We start from the raw sequence: 18,439 nt of genomic DNA, 5'->3' as shown, positions 1-18,439 counted from the left end.
AATCTATAATTTAAAATATGAAAATAGCCATAGTGTGTTATCCTACATTTGGTGGGAGTGGAGTAGTAGCTACAGAACTTGGAATTGCACTGTCAAAACGTGGGCATGAGATACATTTTGTGACTTACAAACAACCTGTAAGACTGGAATACTTGTCCAGTTCAATTCATTACCATGAAGTTCTAGTTCCTGAATATCCATTATTTCATTATCAACCTTATGAACTGGCTCTTTCCAGTAAATTGGTGAGAGTAGTACAAAAACATAAAATAGATATTCTACACGTTCATTATGCTATTCCTCATGCTTATGCAGGATTTATGGCTCAACAAATGCTATTGGAAGAAGGAATGAAGTTACCAATGATGACAACATTACACGGTACTGATATTACTCTTGTCGGCAGCCATTCTTTCTACAAACCAGCGGTAAACTTTAGCATTAACAAGAGTGATATTGTCACATCGGTTTCCGAAAGCTTAAAAAACGATACACTCGATATTTTTGACATTAAGAAGAAAATTGAAGTTGTACCAAACTTTATTGATATATCCAATCTTAAAGAATCTTTTGAAGATTGTAAACGTCATATGGTTGCTTTTGAAGATGAGAAAGTGATAACTCATGTCAGTAATCTCAGGGAAGTAAAACGCCTGACTGACGTCATTGAAATCTTTTATAGAATTCAATCTAAAATTAAGTCGAGATTGATCATCGTTGGTGATGGACCTGACAGAGAAAAAGCTGCTAATTTGGCCAAAGATTTAAATATAAAAGATAGAGTGATTTTCTTAGGAAAAAGTAATGAAGTTGAGCGTATACTTTGCTATTCGGATCTTTTTCTCTTGCCATCAGAAAAAGAAAGCTTCGGACTTGCAGCCCTTGAGGCTATGGCTCATAGAGTTCCTATTATTTCTTCTAATGTAGGAGGTTTGCCAGAAGTTAACAAGCATGGTATTTCTGGTTATTTGAGTAATGTAGGTGATATTGATGATATGGCCCAAAATGGAATTAAAATCTTATCAGATGATAATGTTCTAAATAAGTTTAAAGCTGGAGCTAGAGCTATTGCTGAGCAATTTGATGTAGAAAGGGTTGTTTGTCAGTATGAAAAATTATATCAGAAGATGATTTAACTCGCTAGGTTAATAGTGATTTAAGAAAATACCTCGACAGCTTTGCTTCGAGGTATTTTTTTACTCCTTAATATTCCTAATATCAATCTTTTCAGACCTAAATTTATTTTTTCCAAAATCCAAAGTTCTTATTGGGAATGGTATGTTAATATCATTTTCGTTATAAGCTGCTTTAATCGCTAGAATTGCATTATGTTGAGCTTTATAAACATCGCCCTGATTGCCAACATCTGCCCAGAAGCGCAATTGATAATTTATAGAACTATCACCAAATTCTGTATAATAGAACTGAATGCTTTCCCCTGGTCTTTGCTCAAAAATCTTTTTGATAGCGTTTACCGTTATTTCCTGCACTTTTGGCAAATCACTTTCATAACCAACTCCGCATGTCAAAATTATACGACCTCGAGGTGTTCTACTGAAGTTTTTAAAAGGTGCATCAACAATTTTAGAATTAGGGATTATAACTAAATTGTAGTCAACTGTTTGAATCACGACACTTCTCAAATTGATATCCACTACAAAGCCTGCATAATCATTCGTCTCAATCCAATCTCCTATCTGAAGCTTGGGTATAAAACTTATAATTACTCCGGCAAAAGTATTGTGCAAAGTGCCCTGAAGAGCAAAACCAACAGCAAGACCAATAACACCAGCCGCACCTAAAATAGACGTAAGAACTGTATTCAAGTTTAAGATACCTAAGGATAAAAATAATCCAAGGCCTATTATAAATACTTTAAAAACTTTTACAGAAACCGTACGAATAGAATCTTGCGCACTGCTTTTTCTAAAGATTTTATCGACTAATTTGCTTGAATATTTAGCAAAAATGACGAATAGAAATAAAACGAGAACTGCAAGTAAAAAATTGGGTAGATTCAAAATTAATGAATCTACCCAATTTATAACTTTGTCAGATAACTCTGACCATGACTTTTCAGTCTTTTCAATTATTTCAGAATCTTGCATTTTTTAATTTAAGAATGTTGTTTTTCCTCTTTTTTCATTATCCAAGCATCAAGCATCCAACTTGTTTTCTCTAACTCTCTAATATAAGCTCCAACAAGATCAATGGTACCTTCATCTTCATTTTTATCTGCTACATCTATAGTAATCCTCATTTGAGATATGATTTTGCTATGGTCTCTAAGCAAAGCGGCTACCATTTCAAAATCTTCGATATCTGAAGAAACTTCAGATAAATTGGATATATCGAGGTATTGAGTAAAATTACTTTCTGGTTGAAAACGTAAAGTTAAAATCCGTTCAGCAATTTCGTCAACTTTAACTTTTGCATCATTATACATATCTTCAAATTGTTCATGTAGGTCAAAGAAATTATGACCTGAAACGTTCCAATGAAAATTTCTCAATTTTTGATAATATAAATGATAATCAGCAAGTAAAATATTTAATTGTTTTACTGTGTCTTTAGTTTTTGATTTATCTAAATTTAGATAATTCATAAATTAAAATTTTTAAAATTAAACTTTAGTCATTTTTATTTGTCTGCTAGCTTGTTATTCCAAGCGTCAAGCATCCAGCTTGTTTTTTCTAGCTCTCTGATGTAAGCACCAATTAAATCAATTGTTCCTTCATCATCATTAGCATCTGCAACTTCTATAACTTTTCTCATCTGGGTAATAATAAAACCATGATCATGTAAAAGCTCACTAACCATTTCAACATCTTCTTTGTCCGAAGTCGATTCTTTCAGATTAGATAGTTTTAAATAAGTTGAAAGATTACTTTCTGGATAAGATCTTAAAGTTAAAATTCGCTCAGCTATTTCATCAACTTTGAGTTTAGCATCATCATACATGACCTCGAATTGCTCATGTAAATCGAAGAAGTTATGACCCACAATATTCCAATGAAAATTCCTCAATTTCTGGTAATACATATGATAGTCTGATAAAAGAATATTTAATTCCTTGACCGTATCTTTAGTTTTGTTTTTATCTAAGTTTAAGTAATTCATATAATTATTGTTTATTTAATTTTCAATTTATTCATCATTTCTTGTGATACTTGACCGCCGGATTTTCCGTAACCATCAACTAGCATCCCTTTATGTCCATCTGAAGTTTTTATAGCGTACAAAATGGAATTATCAGCTGGATTTGCCATACCCTCAAATCTGAAATATTCATCAACTTTAAACTCATTAATAGGATATTTTTTATTTTTAGACCGATTTTCAATTTTGTCATCAAGAAGATTTAGATCATCTATATAACCTTTATCTCTCAATGCATTCATTGTTTCGGATAATGTATCTTTTTTTTTCATCTTTTACTGTTTATTATAAATGTAGAGGTAAACTCAGTCTAAGTCAAAAAATTGAATTGCTTTAATCAATATTTAACTATTAGTCTTTCTTATCGTTTCCTTTAGTATAATAGAATATACCTAAAGGAAAACTTAGCAATAAGAATATGAACTGACGAGTTACAATACCATATATGGTAATGAGTGCAGCAATGACATATATCCAAGTCGTTTTAGTGACCTTCATGGGTTTTGTTTGTATTTGATTTCAAATCCACATAATACAAAAAAGCTCCTTTATAGGAGCTTTTTTGTAATTTAATTCTAATTATGATTCCTTATTAGCTGCTTTTTGAACTTCTATCACTAGCTCATCTTTTTCTTTATCGAAGTCCATATACAAAGAATCACCTTCTACAATAGATGAATTGATAATTTTTTCTGCTAAGGCGTCTTCAATATATTTTTGAATCGCCCTATTAAGAGGTCTCGCTCCATATTGTCTATCAAAACCTTTTTCAGCGATAAAGTCTTTAGCCGACTCACTCAAAGAAAAACTATAACCAACATCATTTATTCTAGAGAAAAGTCTTTCTAATTCAATGTTGATAATTTTCTTAATATCCTCTTTTTCCAAAGCATTGAAAATAACTACATCATCAACACGGTTTAGAAATTCTGGTGCAAAAGCTTTTTTCAATGCACCTTCTATGACTTTTTTGGTATTATCATCCTCCTGCTGTTTTTGGGATTGAGTTCCAAACCCAACACCAGTACCAAAATCTTTAAGCTTTCTTGCACCAACATTAGAGGTCATTATAATAATCGTATTTCTAAAATCAACTTTACGTCCAAGACTATCCGTTAAGTGTCCATCATCAAGAACTTGCAGTAGCATATTAAATACATCGGGGTGAGCTTTTTCAACTTCATCGAGTAAAATTACAGCATATGGTTTTCGTCTTACTTTTTCAGTTAATTGACCACCTTCTTCATATCCAACATATCCTGGAGGTGCTCCAATCAATCTTGAGACAGCAAATTTTTCCATATATTCGCTCATATCAAGTCTAATCAAAGCATCATCATTGTCAAATAACTCTCTAGCTAAGACTTTTGCAAGTTGAGTTTTACCAACTCCAGTTTGACCTAGAAATATAAATGAACCAATTGGTCTATTTGGATCTTTTAAACCAGCTCTATTCCTTTGAATCGCTTTAACTATCTTAGTTACTGCTTCGCTTTGACCAATGACTTTGTTTTTGATGGTTTCAGGTAATTCAGCAAGTTTATTGCCTTCAGTTTTAGCAATACGTTTTACTGGAATACCCGTCATCATTGAAACAACATCTGCAATATGGTCCTCAGTTACTGTTTCTTTATTTTCTTTTGAATCTTTCTCCCATTCTTCTTGAGCTTGCTGCAAATCATTTTCAATTCTTTTCTCATCATCTCTTAATTTGGCAGCTTCCTCATACTTCTGTTTTTTAACAACAGAATTTTTTTCATCACGAATATCTTCAAGCTCTTTTTCGAGTTCAAGAATACGTTTTGGAACATTGATATTTGTGATGTGAACTCTACTTCCAGCTTCATCCAACGCATCAATTGCCTTATCAGGTAGAAATCTATCTGTCATGTATCTGTTTGTTAAAGTGACACATGATTTGATAGCTTCTTCAGTATAAAGAACATTATGATGGTCTTCATATTTGTCTTTAATATTGTGAAGAATTTCAATGGTTTCATCAATTGAAGTAGGTTCTACTATAATTTTTTGAAATCTTCTTTCAAGAGCACCATCTTTTTCAATATGCTGTCTGTATTCATCAAGAGTAGTTGCACCAATACATTGAATTTCACCTCTAGCAAGTGCAGGTTTAAACATATTACTGGCATCCAAACTTCCAGTAGCACCTCCAGCACCAACAATGGTATGAATTTCATCGATGAAAAGTATGATGTCATCATTCTTTTCTAATTCATTCATGACAGCCTTCATGCGTTCCTCAAACTGTCCTCTATACTTAGTCCCTGCAACAAGACTGGCAAGATCTAAGGTGACAAGCCTTTTGTCATAAAGTATTCTTGATACCTTACGTTGAATAATTCTTAAGGCCAAACCCTCTGCGATTGCACTTTTACCTACGCCTGGTTCACCAATAAGTAGAGGATTATTTTTCTTCCTTCTACTTAAAATCTGAGATACTCTTTCAATTTCTTTTTCACGGCCCACTACAGGGTCAAGTTTTCCTTCCTGCGCCATTTCTGTTAGATCTCTACCAAAATTATCTAAAACGGGTGTTTTAGATTTTTTAGTAGATTTTCCTTTGGAATTTCCAGAACCTCCAAGAGATTCTCTTCCAGAATCACCAGAACTAGTGGCATCATCAGAAAAGGCATCTGTCGGTGTATCCATGTAATCTCCATCTTGCGTGATCATAGCTTTGAATTCTTCTTTGACGTTATCATAATCAACTTTAAGCTTATTCAACAGCTTGGTTGTTGGATCATTTTCGTTTCTTAAAATACATAACAATAAATGAGCAGTGTTTATTGAAGAACTTTGAAATAATTTGGCCTCCAAAAAAGTAGTTTTTAGAGCTCTTTCAGCTTGTCGCGTTAAATGAAGATTTTTCTTTTCTTGAGATATATCTGTGTTTGTGTGGTCTGAAGGATTTAAAATTTCAACTTTTCTTCTCAACAACTCCAAGTCAACATTCATCGCATCTAGTATATTTATAGCCTTTCCGCTACCATCACGAAGCAAACCAAGCATAAGATGCTCAGTTCCTATAAAATCGTGACCTAAACGTAAAGCTTCCTCTTTACTATATGCAATTACTTCTTTTACTTTCGGTGAGAAATTATCATCCATAGTCTTTAAATTTATTAGACATTACTCAAAAATAATACCTTATTAGTGATATATGCTATTTCAATAGTGAAAATCTTATTAAATATGAATTCAAAAAAAGTTTGTATTTCAAGATTAAGGGTCTCTAAGGATTTGTTAGGTTTTGTATATTTGCTAATTAGCAACTCAATAGTTGTTGAACTATAATATTTAAAAATACTTTAAAATATTAATTTAAATTGAATTAAATGGCGAACGGTGAACAGCTAATACCAATTAATATTGAAGATGAAATGAAAACAGCTTACATCGATTATTCGATGTCTGTAATTGTTTCTAGAGCGCTTCCAGATGTGAGAGATGGTCTAAAGCCAGTGCATAGAAGAGTCCTTTTTGGGTTGCAAGAGCTTGGTATATTCTCAAACAAATCACATAAGAAATCAGCAAGAATAGTAGGTGAAGTTTTAGGTAAATACCACCCTCATGGTGATACTTCAGTTTACGACGCTATGGTAAGAATGGCTCAAGAATGGAGTATGAGGTATCAGCTTGTCGATGGTCAAGGTAACTTTGGCTCTGTTGATGGGGATAGTCCAGCTGCAATGAGGTATACAGAAGCCAGGATGCAAAAAATCAGTGAGGAAATGCTTGCTGATATTGATAAAGAAACTGTTGATTTCACTCTAAATTTTGATGATACCCTAGAAGAACCAACTGTTCTTCCTACAAGAGTTCCAAATTTATTAGTAAATGGCGCAAGCGGTATTGCCGTTGGTATGGCTACCAATATGCCACCCCATAATCTTACAGAAGTTGTCGATGGTGTAAGAGCCTACATCGATAATAGAGATATTTCGATTGAAGAGTTGATGACCTACATCAAAGCCCCAGATTTTCCTACTGGTGGTATAATTTATGGTTACGAAGGCGTGAAAGATGCCTTTATGACAGGGCGTGGACGAGTTGTCATGCGTGCTAAAGCAGAAGTAGAGGAAATTAAAGGTAAAGAATGTATTATTGTTACCGAAATTCCTTACCAGGTCAACAAAGCAGATATGATTAAGAAAACTGCTGATTTGGTTAATGATAAAAAAATTGAAGGTATTTCATTGATCAGAGATGAATCTGACAGAAATGGAATGCGTATCGTCTATATTTTAAAGAAAGACGCTCTACCAAACGTTGTTTTAAATACTTTATATAAGCATACAGCACTTCAGTCTACTTTCAGTGTAAATAATATCGCACTAGTGAAAGGCAGACCTCAAATGCTTAATCTTAAGGACATCATTTACAATTTTGTTGAGCATAGGCATGAAGTTGTCATTCGAAGGACTAAATATTTACTTCGTAAGGCAGAGGAGAGAGCACATATTCTTGAAGGTTTAATTATTGCATCAGACAATATTGACGAAGTGATTGCTTTAATTAGAGGGTCTCAGAATGCGGAAGAAGCTCGAGGAAAATTAATAGAGCGTTTTGAACTTTCTGAAACTCAAGCTAAAGCGATTGTTGAAATGCGTTTGAGACAACTTACAGGCCTTGAACAAGATAAACTTAGATCTGAATATGATGACTTAATGGTTACTATTGAAGATCTTAAAGATATTCTCGATAACGAGCCTCGTAGGATGGAAATTATCAAAGATGAACTTATAGAAATAAAAGATAAGTACGGTGATGAGCGTCGTTCAGAAATAAACATGATTGGTGGTGACTTTAGTATGGAAGACATGATTCCAAACGAAAGTGTTGTTCTAACTATTTCTCATGCTGGCTATATTAAAAGAACGCCACTCAAAGAATATAAGACTCAAAATAGAGGTGGAGTTGGTCAAAAAGCTTCTACAACTAGAGATGAAGATTTCTTAGAATATATTTTTTCAGGAACCAATCATCAATACATCCTATTTTTCACTCATAAAGGGAAATGTTTCTGGATGAGAGTTTTTGAAATTCCTGAAGGAAGTAAAACTAGTAAGGGCAGAGCTATTCAAAACTTGATGAATCTTGATCCCGACGATAGAATCAATGCCTTTATTCTAGTTGAAAACCTTTCTGATGAGGAATACATTAATAATCATTACGTGTTAATGGTGACCAAAAAGGGACAAGTTAAGAAAACGGTTCTTGAACAATATTCCAGACCTCGCGTAAACGGTATTAATGCTATTTCTATAAAAGAAGGCGATGAATTATTATCTGCTGTATTGACAGATGGTGAAAACCAAGTGATGTTAGGATTGAGAAGCGGTAAAGCCTTAAGATTCGAAGAAAAACACATTCGACCAATGGGACGTGGAGCTGCTGGAGTGAAGGGTGTGACTTTAGCTTCAAATAAAGATGAAGTTATCGGCATGATTTGTGTAAAACATCCGCAAGATGAAACAGTTTTAGTTGTTTCAGAAAAAGGCTATGGAAAAAGAACTTTCATCGATGACCAGGATGGTGAGCCAGTATACAGAATAACCAATAGAGGTGGAAAAGGTGTGAAAACCATTTCTATTTCAGAAAAAACAGGTGAATTGGTTGCTATGAAAACTGTGAAAGATGATGATGATTTGATGATTATCAAAAAATCTGGTGTTGCAATTAGAATGTCTGTGTCTGATATCAGAACAATGGGTAGATCTACACAAGGAGTCAGATTGATATCCTTAAAAGGTGATGATGAAATTGCTGCCGTAGCTAAAATTCTGAATGAAGATGAGGATGATGCTATTGAAGATAACACTGAAACAAATGAATCTGACGATCAAACAACAATTGAATAATATTAACTTTAAATAAATAAATAGGATAAAACATGAAAAAGTCAATTTTAGCAATAGCTCTAATAGGAATAACAAGCTTAGGGTTTTCTCAAAGAAGCGAGATCAGAAGTGCCGAAAGTGCTGTTGAGGATGGAAATTATAGTGAAGCTTTAACAGAACTAAATGCTGCAAAGCCACAATTGGTTGATGAAAAAGATAAATGGGTAGTTCGTTATCATTTAGCTAAGGCAAAAACACATGGTAACATGGCATCCAGCCAGTCTGGTGATGAGATGATGGATAATCTTAATACTGCTTTGGAATCTGTAGATAAAGTCTTGGAGCTAGAAAATGATAATGAAGATGCATTAAACTATCAGACCAAATTAAGACAAACTATGGTGCAGACTGCTATAGATGGTCAAAATGAAGGTGATTTTGATACAGCACAAAAATTGTTGTACAAAACTTACCAGATGAATAAAAACGATACTGTAATGCTTTACTATGCAGCATCAGCTGCAGTAAATGGTAAGATTTATGATAAGGCTTTAAATTACTACGGCAAACTTTTAGATCTTGGTTTTGATGGTTCAACTACACAATATGTAGCTACGAATAAAGAATCTGGAGAGGTTGAAATTTTTGAATCTAAAAATATGCGAGATATCGCAGTGAAAACAGATGAGTTCGCTGATCCGTCAATTCAAAAAACACCTAGACTTACCGGTGAAATTGCAAAAAATGTTTCTTTGATCTATATCCAGCAAGATAAGCCAGATGAAGCTTTAGTGGCGATTCAAAAGGCAAAAGAAGAGAGTCCAGATGACATAAGTATTATGCAAGCTGAAGCTGATTTATACTACAGAATTGGAAAAGTTGATAAGTATAATGAAGTGATGAAACAAGTCGTATTAAAGGATCCAGAAAATCCTTCCTTATATTACAACTTAGGTGTGGCATCTGAACAATTGGGAGACAAAGATTCTGCAAAGGATTATTACAAAAAAGCGATTGAGCTAGATCCAGAAATGGTCAACGCTTACATTAATTTAGCAGCACTCACCTTAAGTGGAGAAAGAAGCATTGTTGAAGAAATGAATAAACTTGGAAATTCTAGAGCAGACAATAAGAAATATCAAGAATTGAATGAAAAGAAAAAGCAATATTATAAAGATGCTTTACCATACCTTGAAAAGGCAAATGAATTAGATCCTGACAATTTGGATGCTATGCAAACTCGTTTGAACATTTATTACCAATTAGAAAAAAATGAGGAAGCTAAAAAACTTCAGGAGCAAATTAATTCAATGAAGGAATAATCAAATAAAGAAATACCAATCACTAAAAAAAGCCGAAACAGATGTTTCGGCTTTTTTGTTATTAAAAATTTTATTGATTTATCTGGAACTCATCTTCTCTTTCTTCTTTTGAAGCTGTCTAGTGATGTCATCTATTGTATTTGTGATGGCTAATTCAAAACTTTTTTCATTTGACGAAGCAAAAACATTTTGACCAGGCGCACTCAATTTAACTTCGCAGATCATACCAGTATCAGGACTAGATGTATTTTCAGTCTTGAAGAAAACTTCACCTCTGACTATCCAATCGTATCTATTTTCCAGCTTGTTTAACTTTTTACTTATCAATTCTTCAAGTCTTTCGCTCGCAGTAACGTGTACGTAATTAAAATTAATGTCCATAATTAAAAATTTTGAGTTGTCTGTTTAGTGTAACTTTTTAGATTTAATCAAACTCAACCCATTGTTGAGCTTAAAACATAAATTTAGCAAATTAAAGTTACTGTATTTATTTTTTTCAAAACTTTAATGTTAAGCTCTGATTTTTATCATTTAATTTTAGATTTAATCTTATACTTTGTTCAGGATTGAAATAAAATAATCTACAGTATTTTTGATATCTTATTCAAGTATAATGAAATTAGAATTTAAATCTTTATCCAATTCTATTGAGGGAGATGTGCAAACAGATAGTTTATATACTTCTATTTATGCAACAGATGCATCTGTATACAGGGAAATTCCTTTGGCGGTAATTTATCCTAAAAGTAATTCAGACCTTAAAAAGATACTTGAATTTTCAAATGAACACAAATTATCTATTACGCCTCGTGCGGCGGGTACATCATTAGCTGGGCAATGTGTTACAGATGGTATAATTTTAGACTTAAGCAAGTACTTTACTAAGCAACTTAATTTTGATGTTTCGAAAAAAACTATTCGCTTAGAACCTGGTATAGTAAGGGATGCTTTGAACAGAGATATAAAATCAAAACGTCTTTTTTTCGGTCCTAATACATCTACGAGTAATCGCTGTAATGTAGGAGGTATGTTTGGAAACAACTCCTCAGGAACCACATCTATAAAATATGGAGTTACCCGAGATAAAGTCATTTCTTCAAAAGGTTTTCTGTCTGATGGTAGTTTTATTGAAGTGAAGCCAATCACAAAAAAAGAATTTGAAGAAAAATTAAAATTAAACACTCTTGAAGGTGCTATTTATAAATATTTCAATGATCTTTTTCAAAGAAATTATATTGAAAAACTTATAGAAAAGGGATTTCCAAAGTCATCAATTCATAGAAGAAATACGGGTTATGCAATAGATGAATGCTACAATACGTCTTTTTTCAAAAGCGATTCAAATCCATATTTTAATCTAAATAGACTTCTATGTGGTAGTGAGGGTACTTTATACATAGCTACAGAATTAGAATTAAGACTTGACGATTCTCCTCCGAATCACTCAGCACTTATTGCAGCTCATTTCTCTAGCATTTCAGACTGTCTTGAGTCTGTAGAAATAAGTATGAATCACAATTTATACACTTGTGAAATGATGGATAAAACCATCTTAGACTGTACGAAAGAGAGTATGAAATATAAGGACCATCGGTTTTTTATAGAAAAGGATCCTGAAGCCATATTGATGCTTGAATTGAAATCTGATTCTCAAGAAGAACTTACAGATCAAATAAAAAACTTATTAAATGATTTAAAATCTTCTACAAAAGCTTACGCGACACCTGTTTTGAAAAACGGTGAAATTGATTTGGCCGCAGAACTGAGAAAAGCAGGATTGGGACTTCTCGGTAACATAAAAGGAGATGAAAAAGCTGTTGCTTGTATTGAAGATACTTCTGTTACGATTCAAGATTTACCTCATTATATTTCTGATTTTACTAAAATCATGAAATCATACAATCAGAAAGCGGTTTATTATGCTCATGCAGGTGCCGGTGAAATTCATTTAAGACCAATTTTAAATCTGAAAACATCTAAAGGTGTCGATGATTTCAAAAATATTTCTAAAGATGTTGCTAATCTTGTAAAAAGTTATGGAGGAGCCTTAAGTGGAGAACATGGTGATGGAAGAGTGAGGGCTCCTTTTACAAGAAGCGTTGTTGGTGAAGAATGTTATTTAATTTTCCAAAAGATTAAACATCTATTTGATCCCGAAAATCTCCTCAATCCTGGAAAAATTGTAAATCCTAAAGCAATTGATACCGATTTACGATATGAAACAGATAGAAAAGAGCCAGAGATTTCAACAAAAATGGACTTTTCTAAAAACCTTGGCATCTTAAGAGCTGCAGAACAGTGTAATGGTAGCGGAGACTGCAGGAAATCTCATGAATTTGAAGGTGGCATGTGTCCAAGTTACCAAGCCACAAAAAATGAAAAGGATACAACAAGGGCCAGAGCAAATATGCTTAGAGAGGTGCTCACCCAAAATCATCTAGAAAAAAATGCATTTGATAATGAAAATTTAAAAGATATTTTCGATTTATGCATAAGTTGTAAAGCATGTAAGAACGAATGTCCAAGTAATGTGGATGTAGGAGCTTTCAAAACGGAATTTCTTTATCAGTATCAAAAGGCAAACGGAGTAAAGTTAAAAACTAAAATCTTTGCAAAAAATAACTCAATCAATAAGCTTATATCTCCAGTAGCGCCAGTTTATAATTGGTTGAATTCAAATGCACTCACTTCTAGTTTAGTCAAGAAAACAGCAGGTGTCGCCCAAGAACGTAGCTTACCAAAATTGAGTTCAGACTCTCTGAAACACAAAATTAATAAAGGTAAAATTTCATTAAGCTCTAGAATTGATAAAAAGAAAATCGTTTACTTGTTTATTGATGAATTCACCAACTATTTGGATGTAAACATTGGTGTCGATGCAATTGAGCTTCTCACAAAACTTGGTTATGAGGTTAAGACTTTAAACCACGAAGAAAGTGGAAGAGCTTATTTCTCTAAAGGACTGCTGAATGAAGCTCAAGGTTTTATAGATAAAAACATCAAGATTTTTAATCCAGTTGTTTCTACAGAATCTCCTTTGCTAGGAATTGAACCATCTACAGTTTTAAGCTTTAGAGATGAATACTTAAAGTTAGCTTCAGATAAAAAATCTGCGGAAAATCTCTCAAAGCATGTTTTTCTCATAGAAGAATTTTTGGATTCTGAAATTCAAGCCGGAAATCTTACAGCTGACCAATTTTCAAAGGAAACCAAAGAAATCAAAATTCATAACCATTGCTATCAAAAAGCTTTATCAAGTCAGATACACACATTTAATTTGATGAACTTGCCCGAAAATTTCAAAGTAACATTGATCCCCTCAGGTTGTTGTGGTATGGCTGGTAGTTTTGGATACGAAAAAGAACATTATGAGGTAAGTCAAGCCATTGGTGAGCTGGTATTATTTCCAGCGGTAAGGAAATCAAATGGGATTATTTGTGCTAACGGGACGAGTTGCAGGCATCAAATCAAAGATGGGACACAAAAAGAAGCACTACATCCAGTTTCGATTCTCAATAAGTATGCTTTATAAATTTGTACTCAAGCTATAACTTATAAGATTCTGAGTTGATGTTGAATTTACATCAGATATCTCAGTATTTAATTGTTCAGGAATATCTTCAAAAATTATTTCAGTATTGACTCTGCTATAAATCAATCCAATGTCTTTGGCGTAATAATTAGTTATCTTAATGACGTCTTGTTTTTGAAGAATTGAAAAATCTGAAATGACTAAAAAAACACTTGCAGATAGTGAGATATTAATTTCAGAAACAAAAACATCTTCATAAGTCACATCGTTTACAACTTCAGAAATTAAAAATCCTTTATGGGTTGAGCTTATTTCATATTCAAAATCCACTGGGAAACCATTTATATTTTGTTGGAGTTCTCCAGCATTGGAAAACATGACGTCTCCTTGAGTAAAATTGGCGTCGTAAAGAATGACGTCTTCAAGTGTAAATTCAAAGTTTTGAAGATTATTATTAAGCGCTAAATTTAGATTTCCATCGTAGATTATTTCTTGATTACCGTTTTGTTTATAAACTTCCCCCGAAGCCAGAACATTAGTAAACAATCCAGCCTGAGAATCTATGACCTGAGAAAAACTAAATCTATTGCGTACTTGATTATCAATACTTAAAGTTTCAACTCCCTGCGAACTCTCGGTATTAGAGTTCAATTGATTATTATAGGTCCAGTAATTTTCAAGTTCTAACGGAAAATAATCAGTATCAGAGACTAAAAACGAATCGTCTTCTTCAGAACAAGAAACTGAAGCCAAAATGAACGCAGAAAATATGAGAATCTTTTTCATGATTTATATATTAAGCAAATAACGTAATTTATTTGTTTTTCATGTTTGAATTGAAAAATCCTGTGTAATAATCTTCTGGATTTATTTTTGTTATTGATTATCAAAATTAAAGATTAAAATTTCAATAGATTACTTTATTGTTGTTTTAATTTATTTCACTTAATTGCTATTTTAATTATACAATCTATTTTGATTACTTTTTGATTATTACCTAAAACGATTACATTTGTTCAAAACATCTCATGGCATCAAATAGCTTCGGAAAATTTTTAAAACTCACTACCTACGGTGAATCTCATGGGGTTTCTATTGGTGGAATTTTGGATGGAGTTCCTCCAGGAACACATTTAGATTTAGAAAAAATTCAGATTGAACTGGATAGAAGAAAACCGGGGCAATCCTCAATTGTGACTCAAAGAAAAGAATCTGATATTGTGCATTTTAAATCTGGAATTTTTGAAGGTGTCACAACTGGTTTACCTATTGGCTTTGAGATTCAAAATACAGATAATAAGTCCAAAGATTATGGTCATATAAAAGATGTATATAGACCAAATCACGCAGATTATACATACGATCAAAAATACGGACAGAGAGATTATAGAGGAGGAGGAAGGTCCAGTGCCAGAGAAACTGCATCCTGGGTTGTAGCTGGAGCAGTTGCAAAACAACTATTGAAAGATGTAAAATTTACAGCATACACTCATTCTGTTGGATCACTTCAATTATCTGATGAGGATTCCATAGATTTTGATGTTATCGAAACAAATCCAGTGAGGTGTCCAAATCATGAGATGGCAACTCAAATGGAAGCTTACATCAAAAAGATCAGAAAAGAAGGAGACACAATAGGTGGCATTGTGAAGTGTCAAATTTCAAACGTTCCCAAAAATCTTGGCGATCCTATTTTTGAGAAACTCCATGCTAACTTAGGTAAAGCTATGATGACAATCAATGCCGTAAAAGGATTTGATTATGGTTCCGGTTTTGACGGAATTTCTATGAAAGGAAGTGAACATAACGATTTGTTCAATACAGATGGAACGACCAAAACCAATCATAGCGGAGGTATTCAAGGCGGAATTTCTAACGGGATGGATATTAATTTTAGAGTTGCTTTCAAACCTGTTGCAACTCTTATGCAAAAGCAACAAACTATAAATAAAAATGCTGAGGAAGTTGAAATGCATGGAAAAGGAAGACACGATCCTTGTGTTGTTCCTAGAGCTATTCCTGTGGTTGAAGCTATGGCTGCTCTTGTACTTGCAGATGCTTTCTTATTAAACAAATCAATTAATTAACATGAAAAAACTAGAACTGCACTGGCAAATCCTCATAGGAATGGGCCTAGGAATTTTGTTTGCCTTTATATTATCAAATTTCGAATGGGGAAGTGGATTCATTACAGATTGGATAAAACCATTTGGTACAATATTCATCAATGCATTAAAACTTATAGCAGTTCCTTTAATTTTAGCTTCTTTAATTAAGGGTGTTTCAGATTTGAAAGATATTTCAAGTTTGTCTCAAATGGGATTAAGAACAATTTTAACTTATCTCACGACAACGGTAATCGCTGTCTCTATTGGTTTGATAATAGTTAATGTCTTTGAACCAGGTAAGAGTATAGAAAGTGATACAAGAGAAGAACTCGTAGAGAGTTATGGTGGAGATGCTGAGATGACTCGCCAAAATGCTCAAAAGCAAAAGGATTCTGGTCCGCTTCAAGCTTTAGAAGATTTGGTACCTGATAATATTTTTGGAGCAGCTTCCAGCAATTCCAATATGCTTCAAGTTATTTTCTTCGCTGTTTTCTTCGGTATTGGGATGATTCTAATTCCTGAGAAAAAATCGAAACCGATAAAAGAATTTTTTGATTCGCTTAACGAAGTCATTTTAAAAATGATAGATCTCATTATGCTTGCAGCTCCTTATGGTGTTTTCGCCTTATTAGCAGCTTTAGTCGTAGAGGCGCCAAGCACAGATTTATTCATTGCTCTAGGTTATTATGCTTTATGTGTAGTTGGAGGATTGCTACTTATGATTGGGGTTTATGCTATAATCGTAGGTATTTTTACTAAAAAATCACCACGCTTTTTTCTCAATGGAATTTCGCCAGCTCAGTTATTGGCATTTTCAACAAGTTCGAGTGCTGCAACTTTACCAGTGACCATGGAACGGGTGGAAGAGCATCTAGGCGTTCATCCTCAAGTTTCAAGTTTTGTATTACCTATTGGTGCAACTATCAATATGGATGGAACGAGTTTGTATCAAGCTGTAGCAGCTGTATTTATTGCTCAAGCCTTTGGTATGGAGTTAAGTTTTGCAGCGCAATTGGGAATCATTGCAACAGCAACTCTCGCATCTATAGGTTCCGCTGCTGTCCCAGGTGCAGGAATGGTGATGTTGGTTATTGTTTTAGGTCAGGCTGGAATCCCTGAAGCAGGTCTAGCCTTAATTTTTGCTGTAGACAGACCACTTGATATGTTAAGAACAAGCGTTAATGTAACCGGTGATGCTGCTGTTTCTATGCTTGTTGCTAAATCTCAAAATAAACTTGGTGACCCTAATGTTAAGAATTGGGACGATAAATACACCAAAAAAGAGTTCGAAAAATAGTTATACGAAAGAAATCTACTAAACTAAAAAAGCAGCTCTAAAGCTGCTTTTTTTATAGAAATTATCTAATATTAATTAGTCAAAATAGCTAAAAGTATCACCGCTCTTTATTTCAAGTAAAGAGTTATAAATTAATTTAATGACGTTTTCTACATCATCTCTGTGAACCATCTCTACTGTGGTATGCATATATCTTAACGGCAAGGAAATTAGTGCAGAAGCTACACCACCATTACTATAGGCAAAAGCATCTGTATCTGTTCCAGTCATTCTACTTGCAGCTAAGCGCTGAAATGGAATCTTGTGTTTTTCAGCCGTATCAATAAGCATTTCCCTTAATTTGTTTTGAACTGCAGGTGCATAACTAATCACAGGTCCTGCACCAATCTTGGTCAAGCCCTCTTTCTTTTTATCAATCATTGGAGTAGTGGTATCATGACAAACATCTGTTACGATAGCAACATTAGGTTTAATCGTATTACTTATCATTTCTGCTCCGCGTAAGCCAATTTCTTCCTGAACAGAATTTGTAATGTAAAGTCCAAAAGGTAGATCAACTTTATTTTCTTTTAGCATTCTGGCCACTTCTGCAATCATAAATCCTCCCATTCTGTTGTCTAACCCTCTGCAAACAAATTTGTCATTATTCAGAATAAAAAATTCATCAGGATAAGTAATTACACAACCAACATGGACGCCGAGTTTTTCAACTTCTTCCTTGGTTGAGCAACCAACGTCAATGCATATATTCTCAATCTTAGGTGTTTCTTCTTTGGATTTATCTCTAGTGTGAATTGCAGGCCAGCCAAAAACACCCTTTACAACTCCATCTTTTGTATGAATATTTACACGTTTAGAAGTTGCAATTTGATGATCACTACCACCATTCCTGATGACATAAATGAGTCCTTCATCTGTAATGTAGTTGACATACCATGAAATTTCATCTGCATGGCCCTCAATCACTACCTTGAAGTTTGCCTCTGGATTGATAATTCCAACAGCTGTTCCGTATGTATCTGTGATAAATTCATCTACATAGGGTTTGAGGTAGTCCATCCATAATTTTTGCCCTTCCCATTCATAGCCAGTTGGAGCTGCATTATTTAAATATTTTTCTAAAAATTTAAGTGAATTATCGTTCATATCTATCTGTTTTG

15 protein-coding genes are annotated in these 18,439 nt (G+C 33.6%); 6 read left to right on the top strand and 9 right to left on the bottom strand.

Annotated elements, in window-relative coordinates; all coding sequences use genetic code 11:
* Positions 1 to 17 precede the first annotated feature (17 nt).
* Complete coding sequence (gene bshA / locus LB449_RS07205; protein ID WP_224454393.1) at positions 18 to 1,136, top strand: N-acetyl-alpha-D-glucosaminyl L-malate synthase BshA; 1,119 nt, start codon at positions 18 to 20, stop codon at positions 1,134 to 1,136.
* A gap of 60 nt (positions 1,137 to 1,196) precedes the next feature.
* Here bshA and LB449_RS07200 read toward each other — a convergent pair whose 3' ends face one another.
* From LB449_RS07200 to LB449_RS07175, 6 genes are all read right to left on the bottom strand, one after another.
* Positions 1,197 to 2,108, bottom strand: coding sequence for a mechanosensitive ion channel family protein (locus tag LB449_RS07200; RefSeq protein ID WP_224454392.1), 912 nt, complete (start codon positions 2,106 to 2,108; stop codon positions 1,197 to 1,199).
* A gap of 8 nt (positions 2,109 to 2,116) precedes the next feature.
* The gene (locus LB449_RS07195) at positions 2,117 to 2,605 is read right to left on the bottom strand and encodes a Dps family protein (RefSeq protein ID WP_224454391.1); all 489 of its coding nucleotides are present in this window, start codon (positions 2,603 to 2,605) and stop codon (positions 2,117 to 2,119) included.
* Between the two features lie 35 nt (positions 2,606 to 2,640).
* Positions 2,641 to 3,120, bottom strand: coding sequence for a Dps family protein (locus tag LB449_RS07190; RefSeq protein ID WP_224454390.1), 480 nt, complete (start codon positions 3,118 to 3,120; stop codon positions 2,641 to 2,643).
* Between the two features lie 11 nt (positions 3,121 to 3,131).
* Positions 3,132 to 3,431: a phosphoribosylpyrophosphate synthetase gene (locus LB449_RS07185; protein WP_224454389.1), complete on the bottom strand. Its 300-nt coding sequence runs from the start codon at positions 3,429 to 3,431 to the stop codon at positions 3,132 to 3,134.
* A gap of 79 nt (positions 3,432 to 3,510) precedes the next feature.
* Positions 3,511 to 3,657 (bottom strand): hypothetical protein, encoded by a 147-nt coding sequence (locus tag LB449_RS07180; protein WP_224454388.1) that lies wholly within the window; start codon positions 3,655 to 3,657, stop codon positions 3,511 to 3,513.
* Between the two features lie 81 nt (positions 3,658 to 3,738).
* Positions 3,739 to 6,288, bottom strand: coding sequence for an ATP-dependent Clp protease ATP-binding subunit (locus tag LB449_RS07175; protein WP_224454387.1), 2,550 nt, complete (start codon positions 6,286 to 6,288; stop codon positions 3,739 to 3,741).
* A gap of 227 nt (positions 6,289 to 6,515) precedes the next feature.
* Here LB449_RS07175 and gyrA point away from each other — a divergent pair, with 227 nt between their 5' ends.
* Both gyrA and LB449_RS07165 read left to right on the top strand, forming a co-directional pair.
* Complete coding sequence (gyrA, locus tag LB449_RS07170) at positions 6,516 to 9,041, top strand: DNA gyrase subunit A (RefSeq protein WP_224454386.1); 2,526 nt, start codon at positions 6,516 to 6,518, stop codon at positions 9,039 to 9,041.
* 32 nt (positions 9,042 to 9,073) lie between these two features.
* A complete protein-coding gene (locus LB449_RS07165) occupies positions 9,074 to 10,342 on the top strand; it encodes a tetratricopeptide repeat protein (RefSeq protein ID WP_224454385.1) in 1,269 nt (422 codons plus the stop codon).
* A 78-nt stretch (positions 10,343 to 10,420) separates the two neighbouring features.
* On the opposite strand, the gene hpf is transcribed toward LB449_RS07165, so the two are convergent.
* Positions 10,421 to 10,723, bottom strand: a complete 303-nt coding sequence (gene hpf, locus LB449_RS07160) for a ribosome hibernation-promoting factor, HPF/YfiA family (RefSeq protein WP_224454384.1) — start codon at positions 10,721 to 10,723, stop codon at positions 10,421 to 10,423.
* A 232-nt stretch (positions 10,724 to 10,955) separates the two neighbouring features.
* Between hpf and LB449_RS07155 the strand changes: the two genes are divergently transcribed.
* Positions 10,956 to 13,874, top strand: coding sequence for an FAD-binding and (Fe-S)-binding domain-containing protein (locus tag LB449_RS07155; RefSeq protein WP_224454383.1), 2,919 nt, complete (start codon positions 10,956 to 10,958; stop codon positions 13,872 to 13,874).
* Here LB449_RS07155 and LB449_RS07150 read toward each other — a convergent pair.
* Positions 13,869 to 14,660 (bottom strand): hypothetical protein, encoded by a 792-nt coding sequence (locus tag LB449_RS07150; RefSeq protein WP_224454382.1) that lies wholly within the window; start codon positions 14,658 to 14,660, stop codon positions 13,869 to 13,871. The genes LB449_RS07155 and LB449_RS07150 overlap by 6 nt on opposite strands.
* Before the next feature lie 242 nt (positions 14,661 to 14,902).
* Here LB449_RS07150 and aroC point away from each other — a divergent pair, with 242 nt between their 5' ends.
* On the top strand, positions 14,903 to 15,961 hold the full coding sequence (aroC, locus tag LB449_RS07145) for a chorismate synthase (protein ID WP_224454381.1): 1,059 nt from the start codon (positions 14,903 to 14,905) through the stop codon (positions 15,959 to 15,961).
* Between the two features lies 1 nt (position 15,962).
* Positions 15,963 to 17,279, top strand: a complete 1,317-nt coding sequence (locus tag LB449_RS07140; RefSeq protein WP_224454380.1) for a dicarboxylate/amino acid:cation symporter — start codon at positions 15,963 to 15,965, stop codon at positions 17,277 to 17,279.
* A 75-nt stretch (positions 17,280 to 17,354) separates the two neighbouring features.
* On the opposite strand, the gene LB449_RS07135 is transcribed toward LB449_RS07140, so the two are convergent.
* Positions 17,355 to 18,425, bottom strand: a complete 1,071-nt coding sequence (locus LB449_RS07135) for a M42 family metallopeptidase (RefSeq protein ID WP_224454379.1) — start codon at positions 18,423 to 18,425, stop codon at positions 17,355 to 17,357.
* Positions 18,426 to 18,439 lie beyond the last annotated feature (14 nt).

The organism is Psychroflexus lacisalsi, assembly GCF_020164495.1.
Taxonomy (GTDB): domain Bacteria; phylum Bacteroidota; class Bacteroidia; order Flavobacteriales; family Flavobacteriaceae; genus Psychroflexus; species Psychroflexus lacisalsi.
Note: the sequence above shows the minus strand (reverse complement) of the source record. Positions and strands in the feature narration are given on the sequence as shown.